The 20,594-nt window shown below is 34.9% G+C and carries 19 protein-coding genes; 10 read left to right on the plus strand and 9 right to left on the minus strand.

Features of this window, described 5'->3' with window-relative positions; all coding sequences use genetic code 11:
* Nucleotides 1-200: 200 nt before the first annotated feature.
* The 7 genes from greA (at nucleotide 201) to LAB100_RS05695 (ending at nucleotide 9,148) form a co-directional block, all read left to right on the plus strand.
* Complete coding sequence (greA, locus tag LAB100_RS05665; protein WP_119325511.1) at nucleotides 201-668, plus strand: transcription elongation factor GreA; 468 nt, start codon at nucleotides 201-203, stop codon at nucleotides 666-668.
* A gap of 239 nt (nucleotides 669-907) precedes the next feature.
* Nucleotides 908-1,825 (plus strand): DMT family transporter, encoded by a 918-nt coding sequence (locus tag LAB100_RS05670; RefSeq protein ID WP_119325510.1) that lies wholly within the window; start codon nucleotides 908-910, stop codon nucleotides 1,823-1,825.
* 304 nt (nucleotides 1,826-2,129) lie between these two features.
* Entirely contained in the window at nucleotides 2,130-3,137 is a 1,008-nt protein-coding gene (locus LAB100_RS05675; protein WP_119325509.1) for a D-2-hydroxyacid dehydrogenase, read from the plus strand.
* 204 nt (nucleotides 3,138-3,341) lie between these two features.
* Entirely contained in the window at nucleotides 3,342-4,346 is a 1,005-nt protein-coding gene (locus LAB100_RS05680) for a D-2-hydroxyacid dehydrogenase (protein WP_119325508.1), read from the plus strand.
* Between the two features lie 253 nt (nucleotides 4,347-4,599).
* Nucleotides 4,600-6,945 (plus strand): hypothetical protein, encoded by a 2,346-nt coding sequence (locus LAB100_RS05685; protein ID WP_119325507.1) that lies wholly within the window; start codon nucleotides 4,600-4,602, stop codon nucleotides 6,943-6,945.
* Nucleotides 6,946-7,402: 457 nt separating this feature from the next.
* The gene (locus LAB100_RS05690; RefSeq protein ID WP_119325506.1) at nucleotides 7,403-8,527 is read left to right on the plus strand and encodes a 5-methyltetrahydropteroyltriglutamate--homocysteine S-methyltransferase; all 1,125 of its coding nucleotides are present in this window, start codon (nucleotides 7,403-7,405) and stop codon (nucleotides 8,525-8,527) included.
* A gap of 237 nt (nucleotides 8,528-8,764) precedes the next feature.
* On the plus strand, nucleotides 8,765-9,148 hold the full coding sequence (locus LAB100_RS05695) for a YxeA family protein (protein ID WP_119325505.1): 384 nt from the start codon (nucleotides 8,765-8,767) through the stop codon (nucleotides 9,146-9,148).
* A gap of 136 nt (nucleotides 9,149-9,284) precedes the next feature.
* Here LAB100_RS05695 and LAB100_RS05700 read toward each other — a convergent pair whose 3' ends face one another.
* Nucleotides 9,285-9,806, minus strand: coding sequence for a GNAT family N-acetyltransferase (locus LAB100_RS05700; RefSeq protein WP_119325504.1), 522 nt, complete (start codon nucleotides 9,804-9,806; stop codon nucleotides 9,285-9,287).
* 14 nt (nucleotides 9,807-9,820) lie between these two features.
* Complete coding sequence (locus LAB100_RS05705) at nucleotides 9,821-10,252, minus strand: MarR family winged helix-turn-helix transcriptional regulator (RefSeq protein ID WP_119325503.1); 432 nt, start codon at nucleotides 10,250-10,252, stop codon at nucleotides 9,821-9,823.
* A gap of 104 nt (nucleotides 10,253-10,356) precedes the next feature.
* Here LAB100_RS05705 and LAB100_RS05710 point away from each other — a divergent pair, with 104 nt between their 5' ends.
* A complete protein-coding gene (locus tag LAB100_RS05710) occupies nucleotides 10,357-11,730 on the plus strand; it encodes a DHA2 family efflux MFS transporter permease subunit (RefSeq protein WP_119325502.1) in 1,374 nt (457 codons plus the stop codon).
* Nucleotides 11,731-11,779: 49 nt separating this feature from the next.
* Here the strand turns inward: LAB100_RS05710 and LAB100_RS11760 are convergent, their stop codons facing one another.
* From LAB100_RS11760 to LAB100_RS05730, 5 genes are all read right to left on the minus strand, one after another.
* Nucleotides 11,780-11,914 carry a hypothetical protein gene (locus LAB100_RS11760; protein WP_257787251.1) on the minus strand — a complete coding sequence of 45 codons (135 nt, stop codon included), beginning with the start codon at nucleotides 11,912-11,914 and terminating at the stop codon, nucleotides 11,780-11,782.
* Nucleotides 11,915-12,087: 173 nt separating this feature from the next.
* Nucleotides 12,088-13,551, minus strand: a complete 1,464-nt coding sequence (locus LAB100_RS05715; protein ID WP_119325501.1) for a DHA2 family efflux MFS transporter permease subunit — start codon at nucleotides 13,549-13,551, stop codon at nucleotides 12,088-12,090.
* A gap of 415 nt (nucleotides 13,552-13,966) precedes the next feature.
* Nucleotides 13,967-14,956 (minus strand): aldo/keto reductase, encoded by a 990-nt coding sequence (locus LAB100_RS05720; RefSeq protein ID WP_119325500.1) that lies wholly within the window; start codon nucleotides 14,954-14,956, stop codon nucleotides 13,967-13,969.
* Nucleotides 14,957-15,048: 92 nt separating this feature from the next.
* Complete coding sequence (locus LAB100_RS05725) at nucleotides 15,049-15,978, minus strand: DUF7916 family protein (RefSeq protein ID WP_119325499.1); 930 nt, start codon at nucleotides 15,976-15,978, stop codon at nucleotides 15,049-15,051.
* Nucleotides 15,979-16,062: 84 nt separating this feature from the next.
* The gene (locus LAB100_RS05730) at nucleotides 16,063-16,707 is read right to left on the minus strand and encodes an SDR family oxidoreductase (RefSeq protein ID WP_119325498.1); all 645 of its coding nucleotides are present in this window, start codon (nucleotides 16,705-16,707) and stop codon (nucleotides 16,063-16,065) included.
* A 221-nt stretch (nucleotides 16,708-16,928) separates the two neighbouring features.
* On the opposite strand from LAB100_RS05730, the gene LAB100_RS05735 reads away from it, so the two are divergent.
* Nucleotides 16,929-17,351: a MarR family winged helix-turn-helix transcriptional regulator gene (locus LAB100_RS05735; protein ID WP_119325497.1), complete on the plus strand. Its 423-nt coding sequence runs from the start codon at nucleotides 16,929-16,931 to the stop codon at nucleotides 17,349-17,351.
* A gap of 12 nt (nucleotides 17,352-17,363) precedes the next feature.
* A complete protein-coding gene (locus tag LAB100_RS05740; RefSeq protein ID WP_119325496.1) occupies nucleotides 17,364-18,302 on the plus strand; it encodes a nucleoside hydrolase in 939 nt (312 codons plus the stop codon).
* Between the two features lie 134 nt (nucleotides 18,303-18,436).
* On the opposite strand, the gene LAB100_RS05745 is transcribed toward LAB100_RS05740, so the two are convergent.
* Together LAB100_RS05745 and rlmH are read right to left on the minus strand one after the other, a co-directional pair.
* Entirely contained in the window at nucleotides 18,437-19,771 is a 1,335-nt protein-coding gene (locus LAB100_RS05745) for an SLAP domain-containing protein (RefSeq protein WP_119325495.1), read from the minus strand.
* A 256-nt stretch (nucleotides 19,772-20,027) separates the two neighbouring features.
* The gene (rlmH, locus tag LAB100_RS05750; protein ID WP_119325494.1) at nucleotides 20,028-20,507 is read right to left on the minus strand and encodes a 23S rRNA (pseudouridine(1915)-N(3))-methyltransferase RlmH; all 480 of its coding nucleotides are present in this window, start codon (nucleotides 20,505-20,507) and stop codon (nucleotides 20,028-20,030) included.
* Between the last annotated feature and the right edge of the window lie 87 nt (nucleotides 20,508-20,594).

The following is a 20,594-nucleotide window of genomic DNA, read 5'->3' on the forward strand; positions in this document are numbered from 1 at the left end:
GAGCATTAGCCTAGCGTTGTGAATTATTCGCCTACTTTGCGAATAGTTTGCAATGCGTAGCTAAGCGGAAGAAATTGGCTTGTGCAACTCGTTTCAAAAAATCCCCATATGGTTAAATGCCACATGGGGATTTTTTTGCGTTAAATCGTTATTTGCGCTAAGTTATTGCTAGTAATCTAATTAATTCGAGGTCTTAAATTATGGAACCAACTTTTAATAAAATGACACCAGCTGGATATAAAGCTATCGAACAGGAAATTAAAGATCTAAAAAAAATTCGACCAGAGAAAATTAAAATTCTAGCTGCCGCAGCTGCCTTGGGTGATCGTTCTGAAAATACAGAATATTCCTCTGCCAAACGTGATCTAGGACACTTAGAAGGCCGCCTACGCTTCTTAGCCAAGCAGTTACAATATGCGGACGTTGTTACACCTGCTAATAATGACAAGTTAGATATTGGTAAATTCGTTACGATTGAATTTATGGATGAACACGATCAAATTACTTACCAATTAGTCGGTAAACAGGAGGCTAATCTAACTGAAAACAAAATTTCTTTTGCTTCGCCAATTGGTAAAGCTTTAGATAATCATAAAGTTAATGATATTGTTACTGTCCATGCACCCGCTGGATCTTATCAAGTAAAAATCATCTCAATTAAGATATAGATAGACTTTAAAATTTAGAAAATATTCATTATGCCTAAAGGCGATTGCTTATAATTTTTATAGAAAACGAAATCATGAGAATTTAAATATGGTATATACCTATTATGAAGAATGCCCATTTTGCGCTAACTTATATACATACCTCTGCTTTATAATGTCATGATATTAAAAAAACAATAGTCAAAACTCGACAACCACGGGTATAATAAGGTATTGATTTTTTAGGAGGATATATTTTCATGGATGAAAGTAAAAAGTTAGCCAAGAAAACCCTAGATCGAGGCTTTTGGTTAGCATTTTGTGCTTCTGCACTCTGGGGAGTTTCAGGTACCGTCTTACAGGTCGTTGCCAAAAATTTAAATATTCCTGCTATGTGGTTTATTGCTACAAGAACTACCTTAGCCGGAATTATCCTTTTAGTAGTTGGTTTAATTGTTTTACCAACCAGCGAATTCTTCGCTGTCTTTAAAAACTGGAAAGATCTCTTAAAATTAGTTAGTTTCTCCATATTTGGACTGCTAGCTAACATGTTTACTTTTTTTCACGCTATTAAGACTGGAAATTCATCAACTGCTACAATTTTGCAGTACTTATCACCTCTCTTTATTATGATTGGTGCAATTATCTTTACTAAAAAGAAAACTTCACGTATTGACGTTATCTCATTCGTCCTAGCGCTTATCGGTGTTGTTTTGATGATTACTCGAGGTGATCTGGGACATCTTTCAATACCACTTGTTTCCCTTCTCTGGGGTATTGGTAGTGGTATTACGGCAGCTTTATATATCACCATTCCACAATCATTAATTTCTAAATATCACGGAATTCTAATTACCGGTTGGGGTATGTTGATTGCTGGTATCATCTCCAATTTCTTCAGTCCTATCTGGGTCAATCCCCCCAAGATGACCACAGCCAGCGTGCTTGGCGTTGGTACTGTTATTCTACTTGGTACTGTTTTAGCTTTCCTACTCATGGTTTTGAGTACTAGATATACTACTGCAGCAATCATAAGTATTACTGATGCCGTTCAACCATTCACCACCTTAGTATTAAGCGTTATTTTCTTACACTATTACGTTAACGTAGCCGAAATCATTGGTGCTATCATTGTTGTTTTAGCTATTTATGTATTAAATCGCTACGATACCGAATAGTTATTATCAAGTCAGAATCTAAATGGTTCTGGCTTTTTTATTGATTATTTTTAATCTGATAATCCCTTGAAAAATCAGTTCAGGAGGTAGAATTAGCTGGATAAAAGATTTGATTCAACAACCACATTATTACCATTGCAAAAATCCTTCATTATCGTGTCGTCCAGTCAGTGACAGGTTTTTTTGATAAATTTCATTTTTTTCTTTATTTTATAAAAAATTGCGTTAAACTTAATATCAACCAATTATTAGAAAATGTTAATTTTTCTAACGATATTCTAATCAAAAAGAAAGAGGGATTGTAATGAAGATTTACTTATACGGAGTTCGAGAAGACGAAAAGGGTTACCTAAAAGAATGGCACAACGCTCATCCAGAGGTGACTATCGATTATACTAACCAAATTTTTAACGACGATACAGTCGATTTGGCTAAGGATGCTACAGGAGTAGTATTCCTGCAAACACAACCTTATCCAAGAACTGCTTTGAAGAAATTGCATGACTTTGGTGTCAGCAAAATTTCAGTTCGTAACGTCGGTTTGGATGGCTTTGATTTCAAGGATCTCCGTGATTATAAGTTTTCATTGACGAATGTCCCTGTTTACTCACCTAATGCGATTGCCGAACATACGACAGGCCTAATGCTTCGTTTGTTGCGTCGCGTTCCCGAGTTTGATAAAAAGTTCAATAATACTGACTTCAGTTGGTTCCCTACTATTGGTGAAGAAATCAATGGAAAAACTGTTGGTATCGTCGGTACTGGTCATATCGGTTCAGTAGTTGCTCGTATCATGATGGCCATGGGTGCTAAAGTTGTAGCATATGACATCAAGCCTAATCCATACTTGGAAAACTTGGGAGTCTACGTTGATTCTCTTGACGAAGTACTCGCTCAAGCCGACATTTTGACTTTACACACTCCACTAGCCAAGCGAGATGTTCATATGATCGATGCTGACGCTATCAGCAAGATGAAGGACGGTGCTATTATTATTAACGCTGCTCGTGGTGGTTTGATTGATACTGATGCTTTAATCGCTGCTCTCGATAGTGGCAAAATTGCTGGTGCGGGATTGGATGTCTTGGAAACTGAAAATGATGTCTTCCAAAAGAAATTCAATAATCTCGAAGAAGTTAAAGACCCTCAATTTAAAGCATTACTCAATCGAGATAATGTTATCATCACACCACACACAGCTTTCTACACTACTACTGCCGTGCATAACATGGTCTTTGATTCTATGACTGATAATCTCAAAATGCAAAAAAATGAACAGCCTAAGTATCCTGTTGACATCAACGTTGAATAAGAAATAATAGCATCTACTAAGAATTCGGCTATACTATAAATTTGCCGTTTTCTACAAAAAAACCGATTGGGCTCAAACTACTGAGTTCGTCGGTTTTTTATTTACTTTGTTATTTATTTAATTTCATTAAAAGAACATTTTTGAATCGACAAATAAATTCTGATTTAATAGGGGTGTTACTTATTAAAGGAGGACTCGATTCAAATGAAAATTTTTGCATATGGAATTCGTGATGATGAAAAACCATCACTAGAAAAGTGGAAAAAGGCCAATCCTGATGTTGAAGTAGATTTTACAAGTGAAATTTTAACTGCCGAAACTGCTCCCTTGGCCAAAGGTGCTAATGGTGTAGTAACCTTACAAACAGCTCCCTATACACGTGATGCCTTGGAAATTTTGAACAAATTTAACATTCATAATATTTCTATTCGTAATGTCGGTGTCGATAATTTTAACTTCAAGGATTTGAATGATTTAAAATTTAATCTAACAAGCGTTCCTGTCTACTCTCCTAATGCCATTGCTGAACACGCTGTGCTATTAATGGGACGTTTATTACGTCGTATCCCCGAATTCGATCAAAAGATGGATAACGGCGACTTTACTTGGTCTCCTACCATCGGTAAGGAATATCGTGAGCAAACCATTGGAGTAGTTGGTACTGGTCATATTGGACGTATAGTTATCAAAATCCTTCAAGGATTTGGTGCCAAAGTCGTTGCCTACGATGTTTATCACAATCCTGAAATTGAAGAACAAGGTTTGTATGTAGATAGCCTTGAAGAGCTTTACAAACAATCAAACATTATAACGTTACATGTTCCTTTATTTGATAGCAACAAACACATGATCAACGAAAAAGCTATTTCTGAAATGAACGATGGTGTCTATATTATCAATTGTGCTCGTGGTGAATTAATTGACACTGATGCCCTAATTGCCGGCTTAGATAGCGGAAAAATTGCTGGTGCGGGATTAGATGTATTAGACGATGAAAATTCAGTTTTTGGTAAAGTTTGGGGTAGTATTGATAAAATTCCTAATGATAAAATCAAAAACTTAGCCCAAAGACTCAACGTTATCGTTACACCACATAGTGCCTTTTACACTGAAACAGCCATTCATAACATGATTACAACTTCATTTGATTCCAATAAAATTTTGATTGAAGGTAAAAAGCCAAGTACTCTCGTTGATACTAAAAAATAATATTTTACGAAGAAAACAGAACCCATTAAGAGGATTCCGACATATTTTATATGTCTCGAATACTTTTCAATAGGTTCTGTTTTTCTTTTTGGTAAATATTACTTTTATGAATTATGATAATTATATTTTTAGAGAGTAAAAATTATAAATAAAATCAATATTTAAATACAATAAATGATGTAAAATGACTAAATCAAGTATTATACTTATTTCTTAAAAGAGACACTTTGTAATATTTAAGAGATGATCAATCATGAAAAAATATAATACTATTTTAGTAATTTTATTAACCATCATCGTATTTTTATCAACTTTAACTCCTGTCAAAGCAGTCGCCGATGATTCAGATGCCTTAAAACAGGCTCCTGATGGTCTACCTGTCAGTAATTACTTTTCAATTCTAAATCCATTAAGACCTAGCGTTGCTGATACTAATTATCCATTCATGCATAATTCTGCCAAAATTGATCCTGACAACAAAAATATCGTTATTTTAGCAAAAGGTAATGTTAATGATGAAGACCCCGACAGTAAAGACGGTGCATATGGAGCAGCTTGGTCAGATATGAATAAAAATAACTACATTGATATCACTAAACATCAGACGGTTTCTGTTTGGTTATATTTTGGATCTGGTGATTATGGTGGTTCTAATATTAACGGTGAAGGTATGGCCCTAGTCCTTCAAAACGATCCTAGAAAAAACACTAACAACCAAAGCCAAGCTCTTGGTGCAGGCTACCAAGGACTTGGTTCATTAGGTTATGACCGTTCAACTTTAAATTACAGCAATCAACTTTGGGGATTATCCAATACAATCTCTAATCCTCAAACTCCAACACCAGATTATGTAGCTAGGACAGCAATCCAAAATAGCGTTTCTTTGGACTTTAATGCAGAACGTAACGATACCATATCGGGGTCAGGATTATCTAAAAATGGTCCTATTGAACTTTATAAAACACCCATCACCTACAATTTCACTGGCTCAGCTTATGGAATCCAAGAGTACACTCTCAATGGATTTGATACTGTTGATACTTCCGATCCCTACGGTAGAAAAATATCCAAGGATTATCCTGGATACAACGATCTGATAGCCCAGCGTCCTTTACTTGACTATGCCTTACGCCAGGGCAACAGTGGTGGTAATGGTTTTGGCTCCATTTCCATGACTTACCCTGGAAACAGCCTAACTTATCAGCTTGGAGATCTATTGACCACTGCTGGAAACTATTCTTATTTCACAAATAAAAAAGCTATGTCCACAGTCCAAGCCTATACAAAATCGGCCAGTTTGATAAACGGTAGTGACAATAATCGTAAAGATATTTACTGGCATCATGTCACTTTCACATGGAATCCTGCTCAAGATATTAACGGCAATCCTACTAAAGATGGTCTCCCCGTTTCCGGTGGTACGCCAGCGTCAATCACTTATCACTTCAATGACAAAATGCCTGATGGATCAACTAATATTGGTAATACCTTTTATCAAAAGGTTGACGACACTATTCCAGTTGATCCTTCACAGTTCGATTTAACCAATGGGAATACTAAAGTCTATTGGGGAGTTACTGGTGCTAACAGCAACGATAGTAACGTTCATAGTAAATTGGCTATTTTTGAATCGATTCCTGCCCTAGCAACTGCAAAAGTATCTTCCAAAATAATTGACCACAGCTTGAATGATCAATTCATTACCGATAACAATTCTACTGTCCCTGAACGCCGTGTTTTCAACAATGATAAATTAACTTTTGATTATGCTTTAAATTTTGATAACGAATCTAGTCATCAAAATTGGAAAAATATTATTTCTAAAATAAATCTTCCTAACAATGATATTCGTTTTGACACCGCTACGATAACCTATCACACTGATTCTGGGCAAAATGATGACAAAACTGAAGTGGAATCAATTCCATTAAATTGGGACAAAGAAACTACTAACGAAATCAAACATGATTTAATTCACTCACTGGGAACTTTCAACGACGTTAACACCCCTAATAATTACACTAGCGCCAACATAGATTTTAACGGAACTGCAATCAATACTGCCGCCTCAATGATTACTGTCAATCCAGAACCGGCTGTATTCACTGGTAGTAACGCTATTGAAACGACTAGTAGTCCTCAATTTTATATTGAAAATAATTCCGGCAACAATAAACTTTTACAATTAGAAGTTTCTAAAGATTTAGATTTTCAAAATATAAATTATCAAACTGATTCCAAATTAGTAACTCGCAAATCTCCTTTTATATTAAACGTCACAAGTTTACAATCCCCTTGGATTTTGCAAGTATCTTCAAACGGTCTGTTCCTAAATAATACTGCGGATAAATTCAACGGTAACCTAGTTTATAAAGAAAATGAATCATCAGATCCTTTATCAATTTCAAACAATCTAAAAACTATTGCTCAAGATCAAAAATCATATGAGAATATGACTACTGATTACTTAGCTCGAGATTGGACCTCCGAAGACGGAATTCTCTTACAGCCTACTTCTCCACATAATAAAGTTGGAAAGTATACCGGTACAATGAATTGGGAAGTAGTTAACGCTCCCGAAAATAATGCCAAAAACTAAATTAATTTCAAAATCCTATTTGACAAACAAAAAATCAAGGTGTAAATTAGTCACCAATCAGATAATTAAAACTTATTTAATTTAATTAGACGTTGAAGAGAAGAGTAAATTAACTAGTAATTTGTAGAGTGACCATTGGATAGTGAAAAGATGGAACGAACGTTAATTGAAGATGAGCTTGGAGTCTTACCTAGGTGAAAGCCAAAGGTACGCAAGGATGCGATATCATCCCGGACATGTTAGTGTCGTTGAGGTATTTTGTGTAAACAAAATATAAATTAGGGTGGTACCACGGTAATCGTCCCTACATTGCAGAGAAAGTCTGTATATGTAGGGGCGATTTTTTAGTTTCCTTCATACAAACGCCTAACTGACGTTCGTATATTCCTTTTTACCATGATTACTTCACTTTCCTTGCTCTTAAATTAAATAAGTTAAAAACTAGGAGGATTCACTTATGACAACAAAAACATTAAACAAAATCGGATTCCAACATGTGGGAAGTTTTCTTAGACCCGAAGAACTAAAACAGGCACGAAAAGATCTTGCCGCTAAAAAAATTACTCAAGACCAATTAACAGCTATCGAAGACAAGGCAATCAAAAATCTTGTTGACAAGGAAGTTGCAGTTGGACTTGATTACGCAACTGATGGTGAATTCCGCCGTTCATATTGGCATTTAGACTTCTTCTGGGGCTTTGATGGTATTGAACATATACATTATGGTGAAGGTTATCATTTTGCTCATGAGGAAACTCGTGATGATACTGCCATTCTTTCAGGAAAAATTAAATTCAATCCTAATCATCCCTTCTTAAAACATTTTGCTTATTTGAAATCATTAACTGACAATTTAGATATCGAACCTAAGCAAACCATCCCTGCTCCATCTCAACTTTACATTGAATTGATTCGTGGAACTAATGATGACAAGATCAAGGAATTTTATCCAAATATTGTTGATTTGTACAAAGATATTGAAAAAGCTTATCACGATATTATCATTGCTTTCTACAATGAAGGCGCAAGAGTAATTCAATTAGATGACTGTTCATGGGGATTATTCTTAGATGATAATTTCTTGGCTACTCCAGACGGTAAAGCTTATGCCGAATCAGGAATTCAAGATATCTTGTTGGACCTTAATAACAAAGCCATCGAAAATTTGCCAGAAGATCTAACTATCAACACTCATGTTTACCGTGGTAATTACCATTCAGACTTTGCTTTCTCTGGTGGTTACGGTCCAGTTGCTGATACACTTTTTGCCAAAGAAAATGTCGATACTTACTTCCTAGAGTACGATTCTAAGCGTGCTGGCGGTTTTGAACCATTAGCCAAAGTATCTGGCGATAAAAAAGTTGTTTTAGGATTAATAACTTCTAAATCTGGTGAACTTGAAGATCGTCAAGAAGTCATCGACCGTATCAAAGAAGCTAGCCAATATCTTCCCTTGGATCGCCTTTGGTTATCAACCCAATGTGGTTTCGCCTCTACTGAAGAAGGTAACGTTTTGACCGAACAACAAGAATGGGACAAACTAAAACTAGTCAAATCTATTCAAGATGAGGTTTGGGGTTAATAACTATTGATAACGCTTTCATCAAGAACTACAATATAGGTGGAAATAAAGTTTATAGATGTTGGAGGCGTTGAACTATGATGAAACTTATAGCAGACTTATTCAACAGAATTGTAGACTACACACTTAACTTTGATTGGTGGTAAATCAGCTTACAAATCTGTAAGAGTAATGTAAGTAGATCAAATGTATAAAAAAAGAAAAAACTCTTAATATACTTTTCAGGAGGTAATTCAAATGAGAAGTTTTTTAAGAGTTTTTTTGTTGGGTATCGTAGTTTTGGGAATTGGTTACTTAGGAGTTTGCGCTTATGCTAAGGATAACACTAGTCAGACTGCCCAATCGTTCAATGCCGTGAATATCTTAGTCAAACGTGAACCTAAATATGTCAAAATTGATAATCGTAATGCCAAAGACGAGGACGGCTATGGCAATTATACATACAATCTTAAGAGTTACGATGACAACGGTCATGAGCATCCTATAAAATTCATGGGTATGGGTAAGTTGAAGCAGGGTCACTACCTAAGACTTGATACTAAAGGTAGCTATGTTTATTCATATAAGGAAGTATTCAAGAAAGATATGCCAAGTGATGTCTACACAAAATTAAATTTGTAATTAAAAGAAGAATAATATTTATTAAGCATTCAAGGTAGTAGAATACTTGAAATTAATAGATATCATTCTTCTTTTTTATATCCAAAATTAAACTACTAACAAAGTAGAACACTAGTCTGGAACAAATATTTTTTGATTAATTCATATTTAGTTCGTAAGCAAATCTTCTTGAATCAATTTTATCCTCAACGTGAACCGTACCTCTTCTTTTAAAGCCAAAATCAGTTATTAATTTCTGCATACGGATATTAACTGGATGTGTATCTATTCTGAAATCAGAATAATTTAATATTCTCCCAACCGTTAATAGATTTGAAAATATTTGTTTACTTAGCTGCATTCCTCGAAAACGGCTGGCAATAGCAACACGGTGAATTGTAAGATAATGATCATCACCACTCCATTTTCCATCTTCAATATTTTTATAATTATCTTCGATTTGAGTACTCAAGGTAGCCGTTCCAGCTATATTATCATCAACGATCAAAACCCAGTTGAAACCATTATTGATATCAATTTCAAATTGTTTTCTATCTGGATGTCCATCTTGCCATTGAGGACTGCCATCCTTTTTTAGAAGTGCCTTTGCTTCATCAATAATTTCCATAATGTCATCTAAATCTGATAACTTTGATTTTCTTAAATAAATTTCTGCCATTTATCTTCTTTCCCTTACTTTGAATATTTTTTAACAGTTGCCTGAATCTCTTGCATATCCTTAATTACTTTTACTAATTCTTCATCTGGTATTTTTGAAAAAAGATTTTCAATTTGCATATCAGCACGATGATTATCTTCTTCCAAAGCTAATTTACCTTTAATAGTCAATTTTAATTTTTTTATCCGACGATCTTTTTCGTCCCTTACATCAACGATTAGTCCTTCATTCTTTAATTTCTTCAATACCCGACTTAAATAACCCTTATCCAATTGCAGTAATTCCATCAACTGATTAGCTGTATCCACTCCTCGATTGATTTCCAAAAAAATTCGGGATTCTAACAATGTAAAATGTGTATTTAAATGATACTTATCCGTTAGTCTCAGTATTCTTGTATAAGAGCGATTGAATTTTCGGATCTGATCGATATTCTCTTTATCCATATAATCATTCCTAACAATTTATATAGTTGACTTTAGCAACTATAATTATTAAAATAAAAAAAGTTGCTAAAGTCAACCATTTTATTTAGGAGTATATTTATCATATGTCGAAACAAATTAAAAAATCACTCTTTATCATGGTCTTCGGGACCTTCTTTGGTGTTTTGTGCTCAACCTTAATGAACACAGCTCTACCTACATTTATGCGTGTCTTTCAAGTCAATTCATCAACTGTCCAGTGGTTAACCAACGGCTATACTCTAGTCAACGCCTTGATGATTCCTACAAGTGCCTACTTTATTAAGAAATTTTCCTTTCGACACTTATTCATTACTTTTAGTTCTGTTTTCTTAGTTGGAACTCTTTTAGGTGCAATTGCCAATACTTTTATCATGGTTATTATCGGCCGCATGATTCAAGCTATCGGTACCGGTATGATGATGCCTCTGGTTAATGTTTTAGCTATGCAATATACCGACCGCAATAAACAAGGTGCTGTCATGGGTATCATTGGCTTAGCCTTTAATTTTTCACCTATCATAGGACCCACGCTCTCTGGTATAATTCTGCAATATTTCCCTTGGCAATATCTCTTTATCTTAATTTTGCCTTTTATTATTGCTGTAGTTCTATTATCGATTTTTCAATTACCACAGGTTGAAACCAACGATAATCCTAAATTTGATGTACCTAGCCTGATAACTATCAGTTTGGGATTGCTATTCTTATTAACTGGTTTTTCAAATATTGGCCAAGCTAATTTCGTTTCCTTTAGTGTTTTAGGTTTCACTACTATTGGCTTGATCTTAATCGGAATCTTTGCAGTTATGGAAACAAAAGCCGATAGTCCAATTATCAATTTTGAAATTTTTAAACATTCGCAATTCACTTTTGCTACATTGATCAATATGTTGATCGTGCTAACTATGTATGGCAATACAATTCTTTTACCATTAATGATCCAGATGATTCTTCACAAAAGTCCCCTAATTTCTGGTCTAGCACTTTTGCCAGGGGCTCTTCTAACTGGTTTCATGTCACCAATCAGTGGTCGGCTCTTTGACAAATATCCGATTAAACGCATTGTCGTCACTGGTGTTCTAATTGATTGCTTCGGAACATTTATGCAAGCAGTTATTGACGTCAATGCTTCGGTTTTGATGTTAACGTTAGGACAAATGATTCGACAACTCGGTCTAGTTTTAATCTTGATTCCTATTCAGACACATGCTCTAAGTGCCCTACCTAAGAAATATCTCTCCGATGGGGTTGCTACATTCAATACTCTCAGGCAAATTGCTGCTTCATTTGGTACAGCTATTATTATTGCTGTAATTACAATGGCCGATAAAATAATCACTGGAAAAGCTACCAATCAGGCAGTTGGTATTCAAGCCGGATTTTTAGCCTGTCTGGGCTTTTTGATCATAGCCCTAATAACTACTCACAAATTACATCGTCCGGACTTAGAGGACTAAAAAAGAGCTAACAGACGTAAATATCTGTTAGCTCTTTTATTTTATCTAATTATTTAGATTCTTTAGTATCACGGCTTCTCAAGAAATCAAGAACAGCTTGTGTCTTAGCGCGTTTTTCTGCACCATTTTTTTGGTTTACAGGACGGCGGTGGCCAGTCATACCTTTATGTGTATTTTGTGACATCTAAAAAACCCTCCTTCCCGTTATGCAATTTAACTTATTTTATTAACCCTATTATTATAATGGGAACTAAGTTAATTTTCAACCTTATTTACCATAAAAAAAAACTAATCAATTATCATCTTGATCAGTTCTTTTTGTATCAATTGTTTTATCCGAATGACTTAGCGACTAGTCTATTCAGTTACAGTACTTTCACCTTTGTTATCCAAAGGTTCTGATTCTTTGGAACTGACTGTTTCTTTACTCTTATTATGCACACGGAATGCTAATATGAATCCAAAAACAGCTAATATTAATGTAAACATAAATCCGTAGTGAGCGCCATTAGTAAATGCTAATTTTGCTGAATGTCCGCCATTAGCAAAATATGTTGCTTGACCAGTACTCAAAAGAATTGTAGCGATACCGGTTGCGACAGCACCGATAACTTGTTGGAATGTGTTAATAATAGCTGAACCATCAGCTGATTGATAAGCATCCAATGAATTTAGACCATAAGTTTGTGATGGTGACATTGCCAAAGGCACACCAATCATCAAAACAATATGGGCAGCAATGATATATCCAAGCGAACTATTTGAGTTACTGAACAAGAACATTGCTGAACCAATGATAGAAATCAAGAAACCAAGACGTGACATGGCCTTAGCACCGATTTTATCGTAGGCACGACCAGCACCGAATGAAACGACAGCATTAATAACACCACCGGGTAACATTACGATACCAGTAAGAGCAACGGCGACACCTAAACCATTTTGTAAGTACATTGGCAAAAGGTACATTGCTGATAATGTGATACCGAAATTGATCATAACTAAAATTGAACCAGTAACGAATTCCGGTTTCTTTAAAACTGTAAAGTCCAAAGTTGGTACTTCAGCGTGCAGTTGTTGTCTGATATAAATAACTAAGAAAATCAAACCGATAACTAATGCAACTAAAGCCATAGTCATGTTTTTACTTAAAAAGCTAATTCCGAAGACAATCAAACCAAAACTAATAGTTGAAAGAATAATAGCTAACCAATCAACTTTTGGTTTAGTAACTTCAAAGACATTCGTTAAATTTTTTTCCATAATAATTAGACCAATCAATAGGAAAATAATAAATGACCAGAAGATATATCTCCATGATAAGGCACCCAAAATGATACCTGAAATTGTAGGTCCGATAGCTGGGGCAAACATAATAACCAACGCAGCCATACCTAGTGCAGCACCTAATTTGTTAGGTGGAAAAATTCTCATAGCAATTGAGAACATTAATGGCAAAATAATACCTGTAGCAATACCTTGGATCATTCTACCAACTAAAAGCATTGGGAAACTCATTGCCAAAGCAGCAATTACAGATCCCACGATGAAATCAAGTAAACCAAATCTAACTAATCCCCTAGTTGAGAAATGTTTAGTCAATAAACTTGAAAGTGGTAAGACAATTGCAATCACAAGCATATAGCCTGTAACTAACCATTGCGCTGTACCCGTTTCAACGTTAAAAGCTTTCATAATTGATGGAAGGGCAATATTCAATGATGTTTCACTGAACATTCCGACGAATCCACCAATCAGAACACCCATCAATGCTAGTAACGGATGAAGAGGTTTTGTATTTATTTGTTGAGTTTTACTCATATAAAGTTACCTCCGTTTATTGCAACAGTAGGTTAATATACCAGAAAAAAGCTTTTTTCGTAAGTTCTTTCTGAAATTATTTATATTTTTTCAAGAAAATTTAATTAAATATGCCGTCCTCCGCAACAAAGAAAATTGGGCTGGAACGTAGTGGGCACGAATTTGAACCATTTCTCCGAAATGTTTCAAATCTCGGTCTTTTTCTAAGTGACTTCATCACTAAGAAAAATTTCACTACTAAGACCATTTTCTTTGTTGCTCCGGACTAGTGTCTATATTCTTCATTTAGAATTCTATAATTTCAGTTCTACAAACCTGGATACAAAAATAACAGTACCTATTTAAAAACCATAAATATACAAACATATATCCTGTAAGTTTTTAATAAGTGCTGTTATTTAAAATTAAATTTCTACTACTTTAAAATACTATTGATTTTCTCAATTTCTGAATCTGAAAAGTCCATATTATCTAGCGTTTTCAAATTATCGTCCAAATGCTCAACACTTGTTGTTCCAATGATTACACTGGCCACAACTGGATCTCTCAAAAGCCAAGCTAATGACATTTGGCTCAAGGTTTGATTACGAGATTTGGCAACATCACTCAGATCATTGAGTTTCTTAACCAATGCATCTTTCCCGTTATCGAAAAGATATTTATTGGTGTGATGAATCTTAAATGTATCGGGAATTCCTTCAAGATAACGATCTGAAAGTAATCCTTCAGCTAATGGTCCATAAGCAATTGTGCCAGCACCGTTATCTTTCAAAATATCAGTAATTCCAGAAGATTCAACGTGATCATTTAAAATGTTCATACTCATTTGATTAAGAACAAATGGAGTTCCTAATTTTTTAAACCATGAAATAATTTCTTTGAGTTCAGTCGATTCATAGTTAGAAACACCGACATATAGAGCCTTCCCTGATTTGACGATGTCGTCTAATGTTCGAGCGGTTTCTTCAATAGGTGTTTTATCGTCATAACGGTGTGCATAGAAGACATCGACATAGTTTAATTTTAATCTTGTCAATGAATCGTTAATACCTTGAATCAACGATTTTCTTGAGGTACCAATTCCGTAAGGCCCGTCATGAATTTCATAACCTACTTTAGTCGAAATAACTAACTCATCACGATAGGGTTTCAATTCATCATTTAAAATTTCACCTAAAAGTTTTTCAGAGCTACCATAATCACCATCACCATAGTGGTTCGCTACATCGAAGTGAAAGATTCCCTTATCAAAGGCATGCAAAATGACTTTCTTTCTGTCAGCCAAAGGATCAGCACTGCCATAATTTCTCCACAATCCTAGAGAAATAGGTGGCAACATTAATCCAGAGTTTCCCGCGTGACGAACATCATTACTAGTGTATCTACCGTTATCTGCTTTATACATCTAATCCATCCCTTCATAAAACTATTAATTTAATGTTATTCCATAAAAAAATTATAATCAATCAAAAAAGTAACCGATTACATATAAAGAAATTACCTATTAATCGACCGAGCCATTCTAACAATCGCATGGCGTTGTCCTCGAATCGCTTTACTCAACGCAAAGATATTTTCAAATGGTGATTGAATACCCCAAGCAGCATCTCCGATATGTTGAATATCAACACCCGCTATCTTGTTTCGAATTGCAACATTTTGGATAAAGCTGCTGCCAGAACCTTCTTGGCTAGTTCCAATTGTGCTCATAACTAATGCACCTTTACTATGAGCTAATTTAACAATTTGTTTTAATTCATTATCATCAAATCCAGGAACCGTTCCTACGGCTGGAACCAAAATGACATCTGCACCTGCTGATAAAAATTCTTCTACTGACTGTTCGCTAACTACTGGTTCATCAACTCCAGCTCCATGCATTTTCCCAGCAATTACCAATCCCGAGAAAACATTCTTGGCAACTTCTATATTCTTAGCAATTTGGCTATTAGTTACTCCAGTACCAGGATTACCAGTCAAAACCACAAAGTTAAAGCCCAATCTTTCGACTTCTCGCAAAGTTTTTTCACTTGCTTGACGACCTTCAGGAATCTTTAAACGATCTTCAGCCATTTTAGCGTCAGGATCAACTGGTTCCAAATTAACTCCGATTGGGCGTCCAACCAACTTCTGTAATCTTTTAATACTTTGTCCGTCACGATGTACTTTTGCTTTATCAATTGTTTCTTCACCATCATATAATCCCAAAATGACTGGATTCAAAACATCAAAGAAATTCAACAAAATCAAATCAGCTCCAAAAGCTGCAGCAATTTCTGAGGTCGTAATTCCATCTAAAGGTTCATGAACGACAATATTTTCACTCAAAACTACTCGTCCTTCACTCGCTTTAATACTTTGTTTCAACTCTGTACCATTCATAGCCAACATTTCACTTGAATTAGCACTTATCAAACGTTTAACCATTCCTCTACCTCCACAATCAAATACATGGTAACAAAAAAAGAAGAGTTGCCACACGACAATTCTCCTTTCAAATAATTTAAAATTTTAATACCAAGCGGGTTTGTCACCGTCTGTATTAGGTTTATTAACACCGATTGATTCACGACTGAATTTGTCTGGTTGTTGTGCAATATCTACAACAACTTGAGCAATTGATCTTCTTGATACTTCAGTACCCTTAAATGCTTCACCCTTTTGTGTTACTTCATAGTCAACTTCTGGTTTATCAGTTAACCATGCGGGACGAATAATTGTATAGTCAAGATCTGAATCCTCAATTACTTTGGCTGCAGCAGCGTAATTTGTGATGTAGTCACCTAAGATATTCTTATTCCACTCACCAAATTTACCAGGAACTTCATCATAAATACCAAGTGTTGAAACCCAAACTAAACGAGTTTTCTTTTCAGCGTGCATAGCTTCAACAACTGCACGAGCTTCACTTTCGATGTTATCTCCAGCCAAATTGGCATAGACTAGATCAACGCCCTTCATGGCTTCAATCAAAGTCTGAACATTAGTCGCATCACCCTCAATAGCTTCAACCAATGTATGTGAGTCCGCAAAATCTCTTAATCTTTCTGCTTTTCTAAGATACAATCTCAAATCAGAATCGGTTGTATCAACAAAAATATGTTCTGCTAATCGGGCAATTTTACCATTAGCACCTAAAATCAATACTTTAGACATTTACTTTTCCCCCTGTTTAGTTTCTATTATCAATATAAGTGAGTTTCTTTTTTTATACAAAGAATGTTTCTCGCTATCTCCATGATAGCTTTAAATTGACAAAAAGCTAAATATTATAACAAATCATTAAATTTGTGAATTATATTACAATCATTATATGTTGATTCAAAATCAAGATGTTATAATTATTTCGTAATACAATGCTCTAAGGAGGATATCTTATGGCGAGTGATGTGGCTCATTTGATCAAGGTTGCGTCGAATGAAATTTCCCGTGGTATCAATACGTTTGCTGGCAAATATGGCCTAACTGGAACTCAGGTTCAAATTATTTATTATTTATCCAATTGCTCCAAAGAAACTGTTTGCCAAAAGAATATCGAATCAGAATTTAATATCCGCCGTTCCACGGCAACTAATATTCTTAAAACGATGGAAAAAAATGATTTGATAATTCGACGTCCTATCAAAAATGATTCACGCCTTAAACGAATCGTCTTATCCGACAAATCCAAAGGAATGCAAGATGCCATTGATAATTTTATGGATCAAAATGATCAAAAGATTTTATCAACATTAGGCACTTTGGAACGTCATAGTTTCGTTCATGCCCTAAAAAAGATTCCCCAAAAATTAAAAAAGTGAGGTAAGGATTTAATGACAAAAGTAATTATGGATTGTGATCCTGGTATTGATGATGCAATTGCTTTAACAGTTCTACTAGCCCACCCCGAAAAAGCTGATTTAATAGGTGTAACAACCGTTGGTGGCAATGTTCAACTCGATTACGTTACCAAAAATGCTCAAAAGCTATTAACATTTTTAGGTTCACACGCTGAATTAGCTTCTGGTCAAGCAACCCCATTAGTTAAAGAAATTGAAACAGCTAGTCATGTACATGGCAAAACTGGTATGGACGGATACGATTTTCCTGAAAATAGTTTCGACTATCCAATCAAGAGTCATAACGCCGTTACATATATGTACGATAAAATTTCTAATAGTACTGAAAAGATCAATTTAGTCGCTACAGCACCATTAACTAATGTTGCCCTACTATTAAAGACTTTCCCTGATGTTAAAGAAAAAATTGAACATATTTATATTATGGGTGGTTCAACCTTACAAGGTAATATTACTTTAGCAGCCGAATTCAATGCTTATGTTGATCCTGAAGCTATGCACATTGTCTTTAATTCCGGTTTGCCAATTACCTTATCAGGCCTAAATCTAACTGAAAACAAAGCTTATATTACAATGGACGAAATTGCTAAAATCAAAGATCTAGGACATGTTGGCGTCATGGCAAGTTCAATTCTTGATGTTTATGCTGGTCATGAAAGCTCAATCGGTATGACTAAGATTCCAATTCACGATGCCTGTGCCGTTATCAGTTTAATTGCTCCTGAACTATTCACTAAGAGCACCAACTACTCAATGGACGTTTCATTAACTAACGATCAATTCCGTGGTATGACTTATCCTGACCGTCGTGTTGACGCTGATAAGAAAAATAATATCAAGGTTCTCGAAGACGTTGACCGTGAAGCATTTGTTAAATTTATTTTTGATTCTTTAGCTAGTTATGAAAAATAATTAAAAATCAAAATAGCATCTATTAAGAATTCATTGAATATGCATATTTGTATATTCGAATTCATTAATAGATGCTATTTTTTAAATTAAAAAGTATTTACTTATAAATCTCCGCAGACGAATATTTCAATACATTATTGGTCGTCAACGTTAATTGCAAAATCTGGTTCATAATATGAATTAGCCTTCAAATCTAAGCCACTGTTTAGACGGACAGCTGAAATCCAAACCCACTCGTTTGTTGAAATTTGGCCCCAGTATGAACCGTATTTATTTACAACTAAATTGTTGATTTTCCATGCTGAACCAGCAGGTAAAGTTTGACCGTAAGAATTTGTTGATGTGTTATAAACTTTTTCATTCTTAGTCAAAGTACCAACTAAACCATTTCCTGCTGTGGGAACGGAACTATTTGTATTCGTGTTTGTATTAGTATTATTTGCAGTATCATCAATATCAATATATGCAGTTGGTACAAATTCGTTAGTAGCGATTTGATAATACATTTGTTTATCAAAATTCAATGTTTCGCCACCGATGGCCCACTTACTACCAGCAGGTAAAGTCTTGCCAATAGCGTCGCCACGACCATTAACTACGTTAACAGCTGTACTAGCAGTTCCAATTTTTCCAGCTGCACCAGAACCGTTAGTAATGTAACTGCCATTTCCAGAATAGTCGGTATTATCGCTATTAGTTGTTGGATTGGCAATTGAAATATTAGCAAATGAGATCCATTCATTAGTGGCTACTTGATAATATGTTTGCTTATCATGGTGCATTGCTTGACCCAATTTCCATTGACTGTTTACGGGTAAAGTAATTCCTGTGTCATTGCCATTATTATCAACGACATTAACTGTTTGAGTAACAGTACCTGTCTTACCGTAATTACCATCAGTTTCAACGTAATTGTCAGCAGCATTGCTTGTATCATCTGAATTATAACTAACATCTAAAGCATTAACATATTGATTGTTACCAACTTGATAGTAAACCATCTTATTAGCGTGAAGAACTGATCCTACGATCCAGCTACTTCCTGAAGGTAATACTGTACCCGTTTCATTACCATAAGCATCAACAACGTTTAATGCTTTGTTGGCAATTACGGCCTTACCAGCATCTGGGTTATCCGCAACCCATCTGCCTACTTGAGCTGTAGTATCAACCGGATTAGCAGATCCAATAACGTTTGTTACTACAGAAGCTGGAATGTATTCGTTATTTCCAACTTGATAATGAGCAACACCATTTAAGGTGATCTGTTGACCTAATTTCCATTGACTTCCACTTGGCAATGTAACGCCGTTAGCTTTACCAGTTGAATCATAAACTGGTGTAGCAACTGACACAGTACCTGTTGCACTAGCACTAACTGTTTGTTGAGGTAAAGCATTTAAAGCAGCTGGAGCTAACATGATAGCAACTGCAGAAGCTACCAAAATTTTATTTGTTTTATTTTTCATCGTTATACATCCCCTGCAAAAATACGAATTCTCTTAATATCCACCATCAATTTTATAATTATAGAAACTAAATACAATCAATCTTCAACAATCATAAGAAAATATTTAACTTTTGAAGAAATCATTTGATTAAGGAACAATGCAGCAAATGATTTATGAATTAAGCAATATTGAACACAACAAAAATAACATCTACTATTCCAAATTTATCTCTGGAGTAATAGATGTTATTTTTTATTAGCGGTAATGCCGTAATCTATTTGTGATATGTACGATGATTAATAATCATAAATGAACGATAAACTTGTTCAGTCAATACTAAACGCATTAATTGATGTGGCAAGGTAAACTTACCAAAACAAATACTGTAATCAGCACGTTTTGTCACTTCTGGACTAACACCCAATGAACCACCAATAATAAAAGTAATATCCGATGTTCCATATGTGGATAAGTCTTCAATTTTTTTAGCCAATTGTTCAGAAGTTAGTTCTTTGCCCCTCAAATCAAGTAAAATTACATATTCTTTATCCTTAATTTTGCTTAATATTCGTTCTCCCTCAATTTGTTTCACCTTTATATCTTGAGCCTCGCTCAAACTTTCAGGAGCTTTTTCATCTGGACATTCAATAATTTGAAACTTACAAAAAGCCCCCAAACGCTTGGCATATTCAGCAATTCCTGTTTTAAAGTACTTCTCTTTTAATTTTCCTACTGTAACAAACTTTATATTCATAATTAAAAAATCTCCTCAATCATTATCATACGAAACTATCCTTTAATTGCCAAATTAATTTTGAAATACGAATTATTATGAAGATTT

Source organism: Companilactobacillus musae, assembly GCF_003967595.1.
Taxonomy (GTDB): domain Bacteria; phylum Bacillota; class Bacilli; order Lactobacillales; family Lactobacillaceae; genus Companilactobacillus; species Companilactobacillus musae.

Bases quoted from the DNA above. Each gene is read 5' to 3' on its own strand.
- LAB100_RS05730 (WP_119325498.1), bottom strand. From the start codon at position 16,707: ATGTCTAAAGTATTGATTTTAGGTGCTAATGGTAAAATTGCCCGATTA.
- LAB100_RS05715 (WP_119325501.1), bottom strand. From the start codon at position 13,551: ATGAGTAAAACTCAACAAATAAATACAAAACCTCTTCATCCGTTACTA.
- LAB100_RS05695 (WP_119325505.1), top strand. From the start codon at position 8,765: ATGAGAAGTTTTTTAAGAGTTTTTTTGTTGGGTATCGTAGTTTTGGGA.
- LAB100_RS05690 (WP_119325506.1), top strand. From the start codon at position 7,403: ATGACAACAAAAACATTAAACAAAATCGGATTCCAACATGTGGGAAGT.
- rlmH (WP_119325494.1), bottom strand. From the start codon at position 20,507: ATGAATATAAAGTTTGTTACAGTAGGAAAATTAAAAGAGAAGTACTTT.
- LAB100_RS05675 (WP_119325509.1), top strand. From the start codon at position 2,130: ATGAAGATTTACTTATACGGAGTTCGAGAAGACGAAAAGGGTTACCTA.
- LAB100_RS05710 (WP_119325502.1), top strand. From the start codon at position 10,357: ATGTCGAAACAAATTAAAAAATCACTCTTTATCATGGTCTTCGGGACC.
- LAB100_RS05705 (WP_119325503.1), bottom strand. From the start codon at position 10,252: ATGGATAAAGAGAATATCGATCAGATCCGAAAATTCAATCGCTCTTAT.
- LAB100_RS11760 (WP_257787251.1), bottom strand. From the start codon at position 11,914: ATGTCACAAAATACACATAAAGGTATGACTGGCCACCGCCGTCCTGTA.
- LAB100_RS05670 (WP_119325510.1), top strand. From the start codon at position 908: ATGGATGAAAGTAAAAAGTTAGCCAAGAAAACCCTAGATCGAGGCTTT.
- LAB100_RS05725 (WP_119325499.1), bottom strand. From the start codon at position 15,978: ATGGTTAAACGTTTGATAAGTGCTAATTCAAGTGAAATGTTGGCTATG.
- LAB100_RS05745 (WP_119325495.1), bottom strand. From the start codon at position 19,771: ATGAAAAATAAAACAAATAAAATTTTGGTAGCTTCTGCAGTTGCTATC.
- LAB100_RS05700 (WP_119325504.1), bottom strand. From the start codon at position 9,806: ATGGCAGAAATTTATTTAAGAAAATCAAAGTTATCAGATTTAGATGAC.
- LAB100_RS05685 (WP_119325507.1), top strand. From the start codon at position 4,600: ATGAAAAAATATAATACTATTTTAGTAATTTTATTAACCATCATCGTA.
- greA (WP_119325511.1), top strand. From the start codon at position 201: ATGGAACCAACTTTTAATAAAATGACACCAGCTGGATATAAAGCTATC.
- LAB100_RS05735 (WP_119325497.1), top strand. From the start codon at position 16,929: ATGGCGAGTGATGTGGCTCATTTGATCAAGGTTGCGTCGAATGAAATT.
- LAB100_RS05680 (WP_119325508.1), top strand. From the start codon at position 3,342: ATGAAAATTTTTGCATATGGAATTCGTGATGATGAAAAACCATCACTA.
- LAB100_RS05740 (WP_119325496.1), top strand. From the start codon at position 17,364: ATGACAAAAGTAATTATGGATTGTGATCCTGGTATTGATGATGCAATT.
- LAB100_RS05720 (WP_119325500.1), bottom strand. From the start codon at position 14,956: ATGTATAAAGCAGATAACGGTAGATACACTAGTAATGATGTTCGTCAC.